The 15,450-nt window shown below is 72.7% G+C and carries 13 protein-coding genes; 7 read left to right on the plus strand and 6 right to left on the minus strand.

All coding sequences use genetic code 11. The features are described 5' to 3' along the window. The first annotated feature begins 95 nt into the window (after positions 1 to 95). Entirely contained in the window at positions 96 to 746 is a 651-nt protein-coding gene (locus NLX94_RS17465) for a hypothetical protein (protein ID WP_254383764.1), read from the plus strand. A gap of 37 nt (positions 747 to 783) precedes the next feature. Here the strand turns inward: NLX94_RS17465 and NLX94_RS17470 are convergent, their stop codons facing one another. Both NLX94_RS17470 and NLX94_RS17475 read right to left on the minus strand, forming a co-directional pair. Then, positions 784 to 1,740 (minus strand): PfkB family carbohydrate kinase, encoded by a 957-nt coding sequence (locus tag NLX94_RS17470; RefSeq protein WP_254383765.1) that lies wholly within the window; start codon positions 1,738 to 1,740, stop codon positions 784 to 786. Beyond that, on the minus strand, positions 1,737 to 2,681 hold the full coding sequence (locus NLX94_RS17475; protein WP_254383766.1) for a pseudouridine-5'-phosphate glycosidase: 945 nt from the start codon (positions 2,679 to 2,681) through the stop codon (positions 1,737 to 1,739). The genes NLX94_RS17470 and NLX94_RS17475 overlap by 4 nt, the downstream gene beginning before the upstream one ends. Before the next feature lie 317 nt (positions 2,682 to 2,998). Here NLX94_RS17475 and NLX94_RS17480 point away from each other — a divergent pair, with 317 nt between their 5' ends. Next, the gene (locus NLX94_RS17480; protein WP_254383767.1) at positions 2,999 to 3,373 is read left to right on the plus strand and encodes a cupin domain-containing protein; all 375 of its coding nucleotides are present in this window, start codon (positions 2,999 to 3,001) and stop codon (positions 3,371 to 3,373) included. On the opposite strand, the gene NLX94_RS17485 is transcribed toward NLX94_RS17480, so the two are convergent. The 3 genes from NLX94_RS17485 to NLX94_RS17495 form a co-directional block, all read right to left on the minus strand. After that, on the minus strand, positions 3,367 to 4,650 hold the full coding sequence (locus tag NLX94_RS17485) for an MFS transporter (protein WP_254383768.1): 1,284 nt from the start codon (positions 4,648 to 4,650) through the stop codon (positions 3,367 to 3,369). The two genes, NLX94_RS17480 and NLX94_RS17485, sit on opposite strands and share 7 nt — an antisense overlap. A gap of 142 nt (positions 4,651 to 4,792) precedes the next feature. After that, positions 4,793 to 5,353, minus strand: coding sequence for a methylated-DNA--[protein]-cysteine S-methyltransferase (locus NLX94_RS17490; RefSeq protein ID WP_254383769.1), 561 nt, complete (start codon positions 5,351 to 5,353; stop codon positions 4,793 to 4,795). A 38-nt stretch (positions 5,354 to 5,391) separates the two neighbouring features. Continuing rightward, positions 5,392 to 6,276, minus strand: coding sequence for a glycerophosphodiester phosphodiesterase family protein (locus NLX94_RS17495; RefSeq protein WP_254383770.1), 885 nt, complete (start codon positions 6,274 to 6,276; stop codon positions 5,392 to 5,394). 243 nt (positions 6,277 to 6,519) lie between these two features. Here NLX94_RS17495 and uvrB point away from each other — a divergent pair, with 243 nt between their 5' ends. From uvrB to NLX94_RS17520, 5 genes are all read left to right on the plus strand, one after another. Beyond that, entirely contained in the window at positions 6,520 to 8,682 is a 2,163-nt protein-coding gene (gene uvrB / locus NLX94_RS17500; protein WP_254383771.1) for an excinuclease ABC subunit UvrB, read from the plus strand. Positions 8,683 to 8,768: 86 nt separating this feature from the next. After that, positions 8,769 to 9,347, plus strand: a complete 579-nt coding sequence (locus NLX94_RS17505; RefSeq protein ID WP_254383773.1) for a TerD family protein — start codon at positions 8,769 to 8,771, stop codon at positions 9,345 to 9,347. A gap of 118 nt (positions 9,348 to 9,465) precedes the next feature. Then, the gene (locus NLX94_RS17510) at positions 9,466 to 11,433 is read left to right on the plus strand and encodes a TerD family protein (protein ID WP_254383775.1); all 1,968 of its coding nucleotides are present in this window, start codon (positions 9,466 to 9,468) and stop codon (positions 11,431 to 11,433) included. Between the two features lie 276 nt (positions 11,434 to 11,709). After that, positions 11,710 to 12,702: a TerC family protein gene (locus tag NLX94_RS17515; RefSeq protein ID WP_254383777.1), complete on the plus strand. Its 993-nt coding sequence runs from the start codon at positions 11,710 to 11,712 to the stop codon at positions 12,700 to 12,702. Between the two features lie 115 nt (positions 12,703 to 12,817). Beyond that, on the plus strand, positions 12,818 to 14,041 hold the full coding sequence (locus NLX94_RS17520; RefSeq protein WP_254383779.1) for a serine hydrolase: 1,224 nt from the start codon (positions 12,818 to 12,820) through the stop codon (positions 14,039 to 14,041). Here the strand turns inward: NLX94_RS17520 and NLX94_RS17525 are convergent. Further along, entirely contained in the window at positions 14,011 to 15,357 is a 1,347-nt protein-coding gene (locus NLX94_RS17525) for an MFS transporter (protein ID WP_254383970.1), read from the minus strand. The two genes, NLX94_RS17520 and NLX94_RS17525, sit on opposite strands and share 31 nt — an antisense overlap. Between the last annotated feature and the right edge of the window lie 93 nt (positions 15,358 to 15,450).

Raw genomic sequence — 15,450 nt, forward strand, 5'->3', positions numbered from 1 at the left:
GGTTCCGGCCATCGCTGCGGCCGGAACCGCGCGCTACGTTGACGGCACGCTTCGACGGCGGTCACCCGGTGGCACCTTGGCAGAGGGAGAAGGCAATGCGCGGACGCGGCACGGCGGTTCGGGACGCGAGACGGCTCCGCACGCAGGCGGCGCTCGCCGCGCTGGCCCTGTGCGGGACCCTGGCCCTCACGGCGTGCAGCGGCGACGAGGAGACCGGTGCGCCGGGCACCCCCGCGAGCCCCTCCGCCAGTGCGGCTCCCTCGGACACCGCCTCCGCGACGGCCACGGCCCCTTCTTCCCCGGCCACGGCGAAGAAGCCGGCTCCCACCGCCACTGCGACCGCCCCTTCGACAGCCACTCCTGCGGGCTCGAAGAAGCCGCCGGCGCCCGGTTCCACCTGCGACCACAAGATGCCGATCTCGCCCGACGAGGTCGCCGTCTACCGCTACACCCCCGAGGGCGGGGCCCACAGCCTGATCATCAAGCATGGCAACTGGGGCTGCGCCGCCCCCGGGGCGGACGCTGCCCCCTTCGAGACCACCGGCAAGGAAACCTTCCTCAACATCGCGGAGGACGCCAGGATCACGGCCGTCACTCCCCTCGTCGACAGCGCCGTGGGCCAACCCATCACGCTCCAGGAGCTCATCGACTGGCTCGTCGCCCACCCGAACCAGGGCCGCGTCTTCCGCTACCACCTGGACTCCGCGGGCGTCATCGACTCCCTCGACCAGCAGTACACCTCCTGACCCGCATCCTGAGGCCGCTCTCCCCGCGGACGCCCTCCTACGGCCGCCCGCCCAGCCGGGTCACCGCCAGCGCGGCCGCCCGGCAGCCGGCCCCCGCGGCCCGCTCCGGGCCCGCTCCCGCCAGCCGGGCGGCGAGGAAGGCGCCGGTGAAGGCGTCACCGGCGCCCGTGGAATCCACCGCCTCGGCGCTCTCCGCCGCGACCTCGGCCGTCACCCGGCCGTCCTCGGCGACGAGGGCTCCGGCCCGGCCCCGGGTGACCACCACCAGCGGCACCCGCAGGCTCAGCTCCGCCGCCGCCCGCGCGACGGCGGCCGCCCGGGCCGTCCCGGCCACCCCGGCCGCCCCGCGAGTTCCCGTCAGCAGCAGTGCCTCGTCCTCGTTCGGCAGCAGTACGCCGACCCCCGCCGCGGCGGCCAGGAAGCGCTGCGGCCCCAGCGCGGCCAGGAACCCGGCCGACGCCGGATCCACGCTCACCGGCACGTTCCGGGCCCGCGCGGCCCGTAGCGCGACCCGGGCCAGTTCCCGGCTCGGGTCGGCGAAGAACAGGTAGCCCGACAGGTGGAGGTGGGCGACCCCGTCCAGGAGTCCGGGCTCCCAGTCTGCGGGGGAGAGCCGCAGCGAGGCCCCGCTGTCGGTCAGGAAGGTCCGCTCCGCGTCCTCGCCGACCAGCGCGACCACCGTCCCGGTCGGCTCGACGGGATCGACCACCAGCTCCGGCCGCACCCCCGCGTCGAGCAGTGCCCGCTCGTGCCATCCGGCCGAGTCGGCGCCGACCCGCGCGAGGAGGCGTACCTCCGGGCCGCCCGCGCGGGCGGCCCAGCAGGCCGCGTTGGCCCCGGCGCCGCCCGGCAGGGTCCGGATCCGGGCCGGGGTGTCGGTACCCGGAGCCAGCGGCTCCGCGTGCACCGCCACGACGTCCGTCACCACGTCCCCGACGACGAGCAACGCCCCCGGCCCGGGCGGCCCGGCGGGAGCGGGCGGTGCGCCGGTCACGGCCGGGCCGTCCAGGCCCGCGCGATCCGGGCCCCGAGGCGCACGTTGCCCCGTACCGCCGCGAGGTTGGCCTCCAGTGAGGCGCCGCCCGTCGCGCGCACCAGGAACCCCAGCAGGAACGGTGTCACCGCCTGTCCCGTGATGCCGCGCTCCCGGCACTCCGACAGGGCCTCGGCCAGCACCCGGTCGTGCAGCTCCGGGTCGAGCTGCTGCTCCCGCGCCACCGGGTTGGCCACGAGCAGCGCCGACTCCGCGCCGCCGAGCAGGTCCTGAGCGGCCATCACGTCCGCCACCTCCTCCGGGCGGTGGACCGTCCAGTCCACCGGTTCGCCGGAATCGGCCAGGTAGAACCCGGGGAAACGATCCGTCCCGTACCCGAGGACCGTCACCCCCAGGGTCTCCAGCCGCTGGAGCGTCGCGGGCACGTCCAGGATCGACTTCACCCCCGCGCACACCACGGTGATCCGGGTCCGCGCCAGCAGCGGGAGGTCCGCCGACTCGTCCTGAGACCGCGTCCAGTCCCGGTGTACGCCGCCCAGCCCGCCGGTGGCGAAGACCCGCAGCCCCGCCCGCGCGGCGAGGAAGGCGGTGGCCGAGACCGTCGTGGCGCCCGTGGCGCCCGTCGCGAGGGCGGGGGCCAGGTCCCGGTGGCCGAGCTTGCGCACGCCGTCGCCGCCGGCGATCCGCTCCAGCCGGGCCTTGTCCAGCCCGGCGTACGCGACTCCGTCGATGACGGCGACGGTCGCCGGAACGGCGCCCTCCGCCCGGACCAGCTCCTCCAGTTCCAGGCCCACCTCGAGGTTGCGGGGGCGGGGGAGGCCGTGGGCGAGGATCGTGGACTCCAGGGCCACGACGGGCTGCCGGCGGTCGAGGGCCTCGCGGACCTCCTCCGACAGGACGGGGGTCGGGGCGGTGCGCGCAGATGCTGTGTGCTGTGACATGTCCCCATCCCTGGCACGCGCCCCGGGCCCCCAAACGCGAGATCCCCGCCGCGGCGCGAACCCGCCTGCGGCATCGGCACCCGATCCCTGGGCCCGGCCGGCCGCCGGCGGGTGGGCTGCCCTGCGGGGCTGTCCCCTACCCGCCCTTTCACCGTTCCCCGGGCTCCGCCCGGACCCGTACGTGCGCTGCGCGCCCGTGCCCTCAAACGCCGGGCGGGCTGGAGTTTGCCGGTCGACAGGGTGATGGGTGGGGCGGGTACGCGCTGGACGGTCTGGTCACCCCGGTGCGGCGGGCGGCCCGATTAGGCTCACTCGGCATGAGCACGAATGATCACTCCGCCCCCGCTTCCTTCGCCGTTTCCGTCCCGGACTTCCCCGACTCCGAGCTGGAAGTGGACGAGCTCGACCCCGCGCAGATCGTCTCCGGGAACCCCGTCGTGACGGGCAAGGTGCTGTGGGAGGCGCCGGACGGCTCGCAGATCCGCGGGATCTGGCAGATCACCCCGGGCGTGGTCACCGACACCGAGGCGAACGAGCTGTTCGTGGTGGTCAGCGGCCGTGCCACCGTCGAGGTGGAGGGCGGGGAGACCCTGGAGGTCGGCCCCGGTTCCGCATGCGTCCTGCGGGAGGGGGACCGGACCACCTGGACCGTCCACGAGACGCTCCGCAAGGCGTACCACATCAGTTACTGAGCCGAGCCTGTTCCGCGCCGCGAGGTGAACAGCGCGAGCGCCGCCATCGGCAGCAGCAGCGCCGCCGCGGCGGCGTTGAGCCAGCCGTAGCCCGCCTGGGACATGACGAGCCCGGCGGCGGCGCCGCCGATACCGGCGGCCGTGTTCATGGTGAGGTCGCCCAGCCCCTGTACGGCGGCCCGCGCGGGCTGCGGTACCGAGTCGGTCAGCAGCGCCGAGCCGGAGACCATGCCGGCGGACCAGCCCAGGCCGAGCAGGAAGAGGCCGACGCCGCTCTGGGTGTGGTTCCCGTCGGCCGTGCCGGCGAGCAGCGCGGCGATGGACAGCAACCCGGCCGCGAGCCCGATCACGGACAGCCGGCCGATCCGGTCCGCGAGCCAGCCCATCACCGGCGAGAAGCCGAACATGCCCGCGATGTGCACGCTGATGACCAGCCCGATGAGCTGGAGCCCGGCTCCGTGGTGCCCGAGGTCGACCGGGGTCATCACCATGATCGAGACCATGGCGGTGTGCGACACCGCGATGGTGAGCAGCGCGAGCCGGGCCCGGGGGGAGGCCTTGACGGCCGCGAACCCGGCGCGCAGCGAACGCCCGGCGGGGGTCTGGTCCTCGGACGGGGCGAGCGCGCGGGCCGTCAGCAGCGGATCCGGGCGCAGGAGTACGCCGATCAGCGCGGCGGTGAGCAGGAAGACGGCGCCGGCCCAGATGAAGGGCCCCGCCGTCGGGGGTATGGAGGTGCCGTCGAAACTGCGGCTGGCCGGGGCGGAGAGGTTGGGGCCGAGCACGGCGCCGATGGTGGAGGCCCATACGACGACGGAGATCGCCCGGGCCCGGTGGTCGGGCTCGGCGAGGTCGGCGGCGGCGAAGCGGGCCTGGAGGTTGGCGGAGGACGCGGCTCCGAAGGCGGCCATGCCGAGCATCAGCAGCGGGAAGTTCTTGACCGAGGCGGCGAGGACGACGAGGGCGGCCCCGGCGGCCCCGATCACGTAGGCGAGGACCAGGCCGGGCCGGCGGCCGCGCGCGGTCATCAGCGCGGCGAGCGGCAGGGAGAAGGCCGCGGTGCCGATGACGGAGGCGGTCGAGGCGAAGCCGGAGAGCGACTCCGTGCCGCTGACCTCGGTGGCCAGGACCGGGGCCAGGGCGATGCTGATGGGGACGCCGATGCCGCCCAGCACCTGGCCGGCGATCAGCACCCCGGAGGTGCGGCGGCGCAGCCGGGGCAGATCGGCGGCGGTGACCTTCGGGGTGGGCCGGGCGGTGCCGGGCGCGGTGCTCACGCGGTCCACCTCCGACAGGGGTGCGGAGGGGCTGCGGGCACGGCGCGAGGTGTGGTCACCGCCGCAGTTTCGCACCCCTCGCGGGGCGGGCGGAACGGGGTTTCCGGGGGCACGGGGAGCATCGGGAGCACGGCCGGCCCGCTCAGAACAGCGGCTGGGGGAGGACCCCCTCCAGGGCGAGGAGCCGGCGCTTGGTCTCCACGCCGCCGCCGAAGCCGCCGATGCCACCGTCGTTCTCCACCACGCGGTGGCAGGCCACCACCAGGGGCAGCGGGTTCGAGCCCATGGCGTTGCCGACGGCCTGGGCGGCGCCCGGGGCCCCGGCCCGGGCGGCCAGCTCGCCGTACCCCACGACCGCCCCGTAGGGCACGGTGCGGTCCAGTTCCTGGAGGACCTGGCGGTTGAAGCCGGAGCTGAGCCGCCAGTCCAGCGGCAGGTCGAAGCGGCGCAGCGTACCGGCGAAGTAGGCCTTCAGCTGGCGTATCGGCTCGGCCAGCAGGACCTCCTCGCCCGACGGCGGGCGCCGGGCGTCGGCGCCGAGCCGGGAGACCAGCGCGCCGATCATCTTCCCCGCCCGGTCCGGTCCGGCGTGGAACTCGACCTTGACCAGACCCTCCGGGGTGGCGGCGAGGAGCAGCGGACCGATCTCGCTGTCGACGACGGTCCATTCGAGGTGCGGCCCGCGGGGCTCAGGAGTGTCCACCCCTTCACGGTACGGCTCCCCACTGACAGTGCCCCGCCTCAGTAGCCCCTGACCGCCTCCCGTACGACGTCGGGCTTGTCGGTGATGATCCCGTCCACGCCCATGTCCTGGACCTTCCGGGCGGTCTCGGCGTCGTCCACGATCCAGGTGTCCACTTCCAGCGCCCTGCCGTGGGCGCCGAGCAGCTCGTGGACCGCGGCGACCCACTCCTCGTCGATGGTGGTGTGCCAGGGGTTGATCCGGTCGGTGAACTCGGCGTACCGCGGCAGGTCGGCGAGGGCGGGGGTGCCCAGGAAGGCCGTGACCAGGTCGGGGCGCAGCTCGTGCACCGTGCGGACGGAAGTGGCGCTGAAGCTCTGGACCACCAGCCTGCGGGCCACCCGGTCCTCGTCGAGCCAGCCGGTCTCGCCGAGCACGTCCAGGGTCTGCCGTTCGATCCCCGGGTACAGCTCCGGCTTCTTGATCTCCAGCAGCAGCCGCTGCCGGTTGCGCTGGACCCGGTCCATGTACTCCCGCAGGGTCGGTACGCGGGCGCCCGCGAACTCCTGTCCGAACCAGCTGCCCGCGTCCAGCCGGGCGATCTCCGCCGCGGTGAAGTCCTTCACCCGCCAGGGCTTGCGGTCGGGGAACACCTCCTCGACGTCGGTCGTCCGGGTCAGGGTGTCGTCGTGGATGACCACGAGCTCCCCGTCCCGGGTGCGCTGGACGTCGTTCTCCACCCAGTCGAAGCCCATCGCCATGGCCAGGTCGATCGCCTCCAGGGTGTTCTCCGGGGCGTACGCCGAAGCCCCCCGGTGGGCGTACACGATCGGGTCGGCCAGCCAGCCCGGACCGGGTGCGGCCGAGGCGGAGCCCGCACTGCACACGCTGAGGGCGAGTCCCAGGAAGGCGGCGGTGGCCGCGGCGGCGGATCGGACGTACATGCGCGTTCTCCTCGGGTCGGGGGCCCTGCTCCTGCCGTCAAACGGGCGCGGAGCGGCATTCGTTGCGGCGGTGCACCGGCGGCGGTGCGTTTCCGACGCACTTTCAGGGAGGGCCGCGTACGGCGATCATGGGGTTGGTGATCACCGGGCCGCCACCGAACTACGACAAACGGACCAGGCCCGCACGGCTCCTTCCGGGGCGGGCGGGCGCCGAGTGTCAGTGGGGGGTCGTACGGTTGACCCATGCGGCCCGTATCGAAGATCGAACGCACGGTGGCGCCTTTCGAGGTCGTCAGCTCCTACCAGCCCAGCGGCGACCAGCCGGCGGCCATCGCCGAGCTGGAGAAGCGCATCCGTGCAGGTGAGAAGGATGTCGTGCTGCTCGGCGCGACCGGAACCGGCAAGTCGGCGACGACCGCCTGGATGATCGAGAAGCTCCAGCGGCCCACCCTGGTGATGGCGCCGAACAAGACGCTCGCCGCCCAGCTGGCGAACGAGTTCCGCGAGCTCCTGCCGAACAACGCGGTCGAGTACTTCGTCTCGTACTACGACTACTACCAGCCCGAGGCGTACGTACCGCAGTCGGACACCTACATCGAGAAGGACTCCTCGATCAACGAGGAGGTGGAGCGGCTGCGCCACTCCGCGACCAATTCCCTCCTCACCCGGCGCGACGTGATCGTCGTCGCCTCCGTGTCCTGCATCTACGGTCTCGGCACCCCGCAGGAGTACGTCGACCGGATGGTCCCCCTGAAGGTCGGCGAGGAGATGGACCGGGACCAGCTCCTGCGCCGCTTCGTCGACATCCAGTACACCCGCAACGACGTGGCCTTCACCCGGGGCACCTTCCGGGTGCGCGGCGACACCATCGAGATCTTCCCGGTCTACGAGGAACTGGCCGTCCGCATCGAGATGTTCGGGGACGAGATCGAGGCCCTGTCCACCCTGCACCCGCTGACCGGCGAGGTGATCAGCGAGGACCGTGAGCTCTACGTCTTCCCCGCCAGCCACTACGTCGCCGGCCCCGAGCGGATGGAGAAGGCGATCGCCGGCATCGAGGCCGAGCTCGCCGAGCGCCTCGCGGAGCTGGAGAAGCAGGGCAAGATGCTGGAGGCGCAGCGGCTGCGCATGCGCACCACGTACGACCTGGAGATGATGCGCCAGATCGGCTCCTGCTCCGGCATCGAGAACTACTCGCTGCACATGGACGACCGCGAGCGCGGCTCCGCCCCGAACACCCTCATCGACTACTTCCCCGAGGACTTCCTCCTCGTCATCGACGAATCGCACGTCACCGTGCCGCAGATCGGCGCGATGTACGAGGGGGACGCCTCCCGCAAGCGGACCCTCGTCGACCACGGCTTCCGGCTCCCCTCCGCGCTCGACAACCGGCCGCTGAAGTGGGAGGAGTTCCAGGAGCGGATCGGCCAGACCGTCTACCTGTCCGCCACCCCGGGCAAGTACGAGCTCTCGCGCGGCGACGGCTTCGTCGAGCAGATCATCCGCCCGACCGGTCTGATCGACCCGGAGGTCGTGGTCAAGCCCACCGAGGGCCAGATCGACGACCTGGTGCACGAGATCCGGCAGCGGGTGGAGAAGGACGAGCGGGTCCTGGTCACCACCCTCACCAAGAAGATGGCCGAGGACCTCACCGACTACTTCCTGGAGCTCGGCATCCAGGTCCGCTACCTGCACAGCGACGTGGACACCCTGCGCCGCATCGAGCTGCTGCGCGAGCTGCGGGCCGGCGAGTACGACGTCCTGGTCGGCATCAACCTGCTCCGCGAGGGCCTCGACCTGCCCGAGGTCTCGCTGGTGGCCATCCTCGACGCCGACAAGCAGGGCTTCCTGCGCTCGGGCACCTCGCTGATCCAGACCATCGGCCGCGCGGCGCGCAACGTCTCCGGCCAGGTCCACATGTACGCCGACAGCATCACCCCGGCGATGGCCCAGGCGATCGACGAGACGAACCGGCGCCGCGAGAAGCAGGTCGCCTACAACACGGCCCACGGCATCGACCCGCAGCCGCTGCGCAAGAAGATCAACGACATCGTGGCCACCATCGCCCGCGAGGAGCTCGACACCGAGGAGCTCCTCGGGACCGGCTACCGGCAGACGAAGGACGGCAAGGCCCTCAAGGCGCCCGTCCCGGCGCTCGGCGGCAAGGCGGCGCAGGCCGCGGCGGCGGGCGGCAAGGCCGGAGCCAAGGGGGCCAAGGGCGCGAAGGCCCCCGTGGCGGCCACGGACCGTCCCGCCGCCGAACTGGCCGCACTCATCGAGCAGATGACCGAGCGGATGCGGGGCGCGGCGGCCGAGCTCCAGTTCGAGGTCGCGGCCCGGATCAGGGACGAGGTCGGCGAGCTGAAGAAGGAGCTGCGACAGATGAAGGAAGCGGGCCTCGCCTGACCCGGAGGCGGTCAGTAGGGTTGGCACAGCCGCAGGAACACGCTGCGCACCCCCATCGGGGGCGGGCTATGGAGAGGGGACAGCGCGTGACGGTCAACATGACCAAGGGTCAGGCCATCAGTCTGCAGAAGGCGGACGGAGGCACGCTGACCGCGGTCCGGATGGGCCTCGGCTGGCAGGCGGCCAAGCGCCGGGGGCTGTTCGGCTCGCGGACCCGGGAGATCGACCTCGACGCGTCGGCGGTGCTCTTCGCCGACAAGCAGCCCGTGGACGTCGTCTTCTTCCGGCACCTGCAGAGCGACGACGGCTCGGTCAAGCACACCGGTGACAACCTCGTCGGCGGCGTCGGCCAGGGCGGGGACGACGAGTCGATCCTCGTCGACCTGCAGCGCGTGCCGGTGCACATCGACCAGATCGTCTTCACGGTGAACTCCTTCACCGGCCAGACGTTCCAGGAGGTGGAGAACGCCTTCTGCCGCATCGTCGACGAGACCAACGGCCAGGAGCTGGCCCGCTACACGCTGGACGGTGGCGGCCAGTACACCGCTCAGATCATGGCGAAGGTGTCGCGCGTCGGCGCCGGCTGGCAGATGACGGCCCTCGGGAACCCGGCCAACGGCCGTACCTTCCAGGACCTGATGCCGGCGATCCTGCCGCACCTGTGAGCTGAGCAGGACCGGCAGAGCCGTAAAGCAGTAGAGCAGTAGAGCAGAACACCGCAGGGCAGGACCGGGCACGATCGAGGGCCCGGCGGAAGAACGGGTACGGGGGAGGGGCTGCACGATGACGGCCGAACTGGTCCGGGGGCAGAACCACCCCTTGTCCCGGAGCCGGGTGGAGATCAGGGTCTCGGCGGGCACACCCGTGCTCGCCCTGGCCCACCTCGGCGACGACACGGGCCGGCTCTCCGGCCCCGGGGCGGTCGCCCACCCGGGCGCCCGCACCCTCCCGGGGCTGGAAGTGCCCGGGGCGGCCTCCGGGCAGCACCGCATAGCGGTCGACCTCGACGCGGTCGTCCCGGCCGTCCACCGGGTCGGCCTCGTCCTGGTCCTGCCGCCCGGCGGGCCGGGGCACTTCGGCGCGGTCCCCGCCTCCTACGTGTCCGTGGCCGACCCGGAGGGCGCGGAGCTCGCCGGGTACACGCTGACCGGACTGGAGTCGGAGACCGCCGTCGTGGCCCTGGAGCTGTACCGGCGCCAGGGCGCCTGGAAGGTGCGCGCCGTCGGCCAGGGGTACGCCGCCGGCCTCGGGGCGCTCCTGACCGACGCCGGACTGCCCGCCCCGGCCGCGGCCGAACTGGCCGCCGCCGCCCTGGGCACGGCGCCGGCCGGGGACATCACCCTGGCCGTCATGCCCGGCGGGCCGGCCCCGACCGTGCCGCGCGGGCTCCGGGCTCCGGCCACGGCCCAGACCCCGGGCCAGATCCCGGCACCGACCCCGGCGCCGCAGGACGCTCCGGCCTCCTCCGCCCCCGTGCCCCCGCCGATGCCGCCGGCGCCGGGCCCGGAGACCGCCGGCGGGCCGCCCACCATCAGCTACGCCCACCCGCGCCGCCGCACCAGCACCGAGCCGCCCGAGCCCGCGCCGCGCCCGGCCGCGCCGCCGCGGCCCGGGGAGCAGCCCCGCCCCGTCGCCGGGGACGCGAGCGGCTGGTCCATGGAGGAGCGGCTCTACAACCAGGTCTGGGGGATGTTCGAGGACCTGGCCCGCGCCGTCGCCGCCTACCGCGGCGCCGTCGAGTTCGCCGACTCCCGGATGGACCGCGAGCTCGACGAGGCGCTGTCCGACCCCCGCCACCGCCTCGGCGGCTCGGGGAACGCCGCCCGGGACACCGCCCGGGCCCGCCGCGAGGAACTGGTCGCGCGGGCGCAGGAGGTCCTCGACCGGGACCTGGTCCAGCTCACCGCCGAGACCGAGGTGGTCGAGCCCGCGCTGCCCGCCGCGTACGCGCGCTGGGACAGCCCGGTCTGGCAGGCCCACTCCGTGCCCGCCGAGGCCCCCCTCGCCCTGCGCCTGGGCGACCTCCACCTGCCCGAGCGGCCCGACCTGCGCATTCCCATGCTGGTCCGGGTCCCGCTGGAGCGCGGGCTGTGGATCGACAACGGCCGCACCGGCTCCGAGGCGGCCATGGCGATGGACACCGACCGGCTGCGCCGGGCCGCCATGGACATGGCCGTCGCGCACGCGGCGCGGATGCTGGCCGCCCACCCCGCCGACCGGTTCGCCGTCCACGTCATCGACGCGGCCGGCGCCGGCGCGGCCTCGCTGGCCCCGCTGGTGCGTGCCGGAGTGCTGGCCGGGGCGCCGGCGGCCGGGGCGGCGGGGGTCACCGAGACCCTGGAGCGGCTGACCCGCCGGGTGGACCTCGTACAGATGGCGGTGCGGGCCGGAGCTCCGGAGGACCTGCCGCCGGATGTGGACACCTCCGACCAGCTGCTGATCGTGCACGACTTCCCGCACGGCTTCGACGACCGCGCCGTCACCCGTCTGCGCTATCTCGCGGACGAGGGCCCGGCGGTCGGCGTGCACCTCCTGATGGTCGCGGACCGTGACGAGGCCTCGGCCTACGGGCCGCTGCTGGACCCGCTGTGGCGCTCGCTGATGCGGCTGTCGCCCGTACCGGACAACCATCTCGCCGACCCCTGGGTCCACCACGCCTGGATCTTCGAGCCGGATCTGCCCCCGCAGGGCAGCCGGGTCCTGGACCAGGCACTTCAGCGGGTCGCGGCGGCCCGGGGCGGCGCGCGGTAGCGGCGCCCGGGAGGCGGCGGGGCAGTTCGCCCGGCCGCCTCGATGACCGGGTACTGACCAGTTCTTGGGATCCCCTTTACCTTATCCGTCCGCGACGGGTACCCTGTGAGTGCGGAGGGGAGTATTCCTGCTTTCCTGCTACGGCGTGCCCGTCAATACGGACTGCAATCGGTCCCGGGGCGCCGGCCCGTGGCCCCCTGGCCGTCCGGGTGGAAGAGACCTCCGGCAGCGATGACGCTGACAAAGTTCTGAGCCATCTGCCGGAGGCGTGTTCACGTGGACGTTTCGTTGACCCTATGGGTGCTGACCATTCTCGGTCTCTGCATCCTCATCGGCGCCGATTTCTTCATCGGCCGCAAGCCGCACGACGTTTCCATGAAGGAAGCGGGCATCTGGACGGTCGTCTGGATCGTCCTCGCGGTGCTCTTCGGACTCGGCCTGATGGTGTTCGGGCACGGCCAGGCCTCGCAGGAGTTCTTCGCCGGTTTCATCACCGAGAAGTCCCTGAGCGTGGACAACCTCTTCGTCTTCGTCCTGATCATGGCGAAGTTCGCGGTCCCCTCGCAGCTCCAGCAGCGCGTGCTGCTGATCGGCGTGCTCATCGCCCTCGTCCTGCGCGCGATCTTCATCGCCGCCGGCGCCGCGATCATCGCCAACTTCTCGTGGGTCTTCTACATCTTCGGCGCCTTCCTCATCTACACCGCCTGGAAGCTGATCCAGGAAGCCCGCAAGGACGAGGACGACGAGGAGTTCGAGGAGAACCGCCTCCTCAAGTCCATCGAGAAGAAGTTCGGCGTAGCCGACCGCTACCACGGCACCAAGCTCTTCATCCAGAACAACGGCAAGCGCGTCCTGACCCCGCTGATGGTCGTCATGCTCGCCATCGGCACCACCGACGTGCTGTTCGCCCTGGACTCGATCCCCGCGATCTTCGGCCTCACCCAGGACCCGTACATCGTCTTCACCGCCAACGCCTTTGCCCTGATGGGTCTGCGCCAGCTGTACTTCCTCATCGGCGGCCTGCTCAAGAAGCTGGTCCACCTCAGCTACGGCCTCTCCGTCATCCTCGGCTTCATCGGCGTCAAGCTCGTGCTGCACGCCCTGCACGAGTCGGGCCTGCACGTCCCGCAGATCTCCATCCCGGTCTCCCTCGGCGTCATCTGCGGCGTCCTGGTGATCACCACGATCACCAGCCTGATCGCCTCGAAGAAGCAGTCCGAGGCCGAGGCCGCCGAGGCGGCGGCCGGCCCGGAGCGCATCGACGCCTGATCCTGGGCCGCCCCCCCCGTGTCACCCCGAGCCACCCCGGTCGCCGCGCGACCGGGGTGGCTCCGGCCTAGGCTGAGGATGCTGCTTGGCCGTCGTACGACAAGGAGGCCCTGCGATGAGGGCGACCCGGATGCGTATGCGCAGGGCCTGTGTGGCCGTCTCGGCCGCGGGCGCACTCCTGGCCCCGGTCGCCGCGGGCACCGCGTACGGGGCCACGGCCCCGGCGCGGTCCGTGTCGGCGGTCCCCTCCCCGGACGGGGAGTTCCCGGAGCTGACCCCGGCCGTCGCGGCCCGACTGGACAAGGCCGTGCGCCAGGTCATGGAACAGACCGGGGTGCCAGGCGTGACCGTGGGCCTGTGGGCCCCCGGCAAGGGCAGCTACGTGAAGTCCTTCGGCGTGGCCGACAAGGCGACCGGCGCGCCCATGAAGCCCGATCTCGGGGTCCGCATCGGCAGCGAGACCAAGACCTTCACGGTCACCGCCCTCCTCCAGCTCGTCGACCAGGGCAAGATCGCCCTGGACGACCCCATCGGCAAGTACATCAGCGGGGTCCCGAACGGGGACCGCATCACCCTGCGCGAACTGGCGGGGATGCGCAGCGGGCTCTACAACTACAGCGAGGACCCGGGGTTCTCCAAGGAGCTCAACGGCACCTCCGTCTTCACGCCGCAGCAGCTGCTCGACATCTCCTTCAAGCACCCGGTGAACTTCGAGCCGGGCGCGAAGTTCGAGTACTCCAACACCAACCTGATCCTGCTCGGCCTGGTGGTGGAGAAGATCACCGGCAGGCCGATCCAGGAGGTCATAGGGCAGGACGTGGTGAAGCCCGCAGGGCTGAGCAGTCGCACCCTCTTCCCCGTCGGCCCGGAGTTCCCCGAGCCGCACGCGCACGGGTACACCAATGACCTGCCCGGCGGGAAGATCGTGGACGCGACCGACTTCAACCCGTCCTGGGCCTGGGCCGCCGGGGCGATGGTCTCGACACTGGAGGACCTGCGCAGCTGGGCCAAGACCCTGGCCACCGGCACCCTGCTGACCCCCGCGACCCAGGCCGAGCGGCTGAAGACACAGCCGATCGGCATCATCCCCGGCGACGGCTACGGGCTCGGCATCTTCAACGTCCAGGGCTGGATCGGCCACAACGGCTCACTGCCCGGGTACGAGACGCTGACCGTCTACCTGCCCGAGGAGCAGGCCACCATGGTCATCGTTCTGAACACCGACGACCTGTACAAGGGCCAGGAGCCCAGCACCCTCTTCGGGGCGGCCGTCACCGGCATCGTGACTCCGGACCATGTGTATCCGGGTCACAAGGAGGTCGTGCCCAGGGCCGGCTGACCCTTCCCGGCGTCCGAGTCCCCGCCATCGTTCCCGCGGTCCGCGTCCGGGCCCGTCCGCTGCCGTACGACCACCGGGTTGGTCTCCGGCAGCAGCGCGAAGCAGGCCAGCGAGACCAGGGCGATCGCCGTCAGGTACACGGCGACGGCCCACGGCGGGCCGGACTCACCCGCCAGCGCCGTGGCCACGATCGGGGTCAGGGCGCCGCCCAGCACCCCGCCGAGGTTGTAGCCGACGGCCGCGCCCGTGCAGCGGATCCGCGGGGCGTACAACTCGGGCAGGTACGCCCCCACCACCGCGAACATCGTCACCATGCCGAGCAGGGCGCCGAACAGGCCCGCCGTCATCAGCACCGGGTCCGCGGTGCGCAGCAGCGCCACGAAGGGGAACATCCACAGCGCGGACGCCGCGCAGCCCGCCAGGCACAGCGGGCGCCGGCCGTACCGGTCGCCGAGCACCGCGACCACCGGGGTGGCGGCCCCCTTGAGGGCGACGGCCACCATGATGCAGGCCAGCATCGTGGAGCGGTGCACGCCGAGGTGCTCGGTGGCGTACGCGAGGGACCAGGTGGTGACGGCGTAGAAGACGGCGTACCCCACGGCCAGGGCCCCGCCGGTCAGCAGGAGCAGCCGCCAGTGGCCCCGTAGCACCTCGGCCAGCGGGGCGGTCGCCCGGTGGCCGGTCTCGGCCAGGGCGCGGAACTGCGGGGTCTCCTCCACCGAGCGGCGCAGCCACAGCCCGGTCAGGGCCAGCAGTCCCGCCACCCAGAACGGCACCCGCCAGCCCCAGGCGGCGAACTGCCCGTCGGACAGGGTGCTCGACAGGGTCAGCATCAGGCCGTTGGCCAGCAGGAACCCGACCGCCGGACCCATCTGCGGGAAGCTCGACCACAGTCCGCGCCGCCCTTCGGGGGCGTGCTCCGAGGTCAGCAGCACCGCGCCGCCCCACTCCCCGCCGAGGCCGAGGCCCTGGAGGAAGCGCAGCAGGACCAGCAGGACCGGCGCGGCCATCCCGATGGAGGCGTACGAGGGCACGCAGCCCACCGCCACCGTGGCCAGGCCGGTGAGCAGCAGGGAGGCGAGCAGCACCGGGCGGCGGCCGTACCGGTCGCCGATGTGGCCGAAGACGGCGGAGCCCAGGGGGCGGGCGAGGAAGCCGACGCCGAAGGTGCCGAAGGCGGCGAGGGTCCCGGCGAGCGGGGAGAAGGAGGGGAAGAAGAGCGGGCCGAGCACCAGGGCGGCAGCGGTCCCGTAGACGAAGAAGTCGTAGAACTCGATGGCGGTGCCGACGAGGGAGGCCGAGGCGAGCCGGAGCATCGAGGGGGAAGGGGGCGGGACGGAGGCCGGATCGGCCGGGGGAGCGGGGGAGGGGTCCTGTCGCATGCTGCAGCAATTACCCTGCCCCGCGCC

The sequence above is a fragment of the Streptomyces sp. TBY4 genome (assembly GCF_024213195.1).
In the GTDB taxonomy this organism is placed as follows: Bacteria; Actinomycetota; Actinomycetes; order Streptomycetales; family Streptomycetaceae; genus Streptomyces.

Excerpts from the sequence above, each read along its gene's own strand:
- NLX94_RS17465 (WP_254383764.1), top strand. The coding sequence starts at position 96 with ATGCGCGGACGCGGCACGGCGGTTCGGGACGCGAGACGGCTCCGCACG.
- NLX94_RS17475 (WP_254383766.1), bottom strand. The coding sequence starts at position 2,681 with ATGTCACAGCACACAGCATCTGCGCGCACCGCCCCGACCCCCGTCCTG.
- NLX94_RS17480 (WP_254383767.1), top strand. The coding sequence starts at position 2,999 with ATGAGCACGAATGATCACTCCGCCCCCGCTTCCTTCGCCGTTTCCGTC.
- NLX94_RS17495 (WP_254383770.1), bottom strand. The coding sequence starts at position 6,276 with ATGTACGTCCGATCCGCCGCCGCGGCCACCGCCGCCTTCCTGGGACTC.
- uvrB (WP_254383771.1), top strand. The coding sequence starts at position 6,520 with ATGCGGCCCGTATCGAAGATCGAACGCACGGTGGCGCCTTTCGAGGTC.
- NLX94_RS17510 (WP_254383775.1), top strand. The coding sequence starts at position 9,466 with ATGACGGCCGAACTGGTCCGGGGGCAGAACCACCCCTTGTCCCGGAGC.
- NLX94_RS17520 (WP_254383779.1), top strand. The coding sequence starts at position 12,818 with ATGAGGGCGACCCGGATGCGTATGCGCAGGGCCTGTGTGGCCGTCTCG.
- NLX94_RS17525 (WP_254383970.1), bottom strand. The coding sequence starts at position 15,357 with ATGCTCCGGCTCGCCTCGGCCTCCCTCGTCGGCACCGCCATCGAGTTC.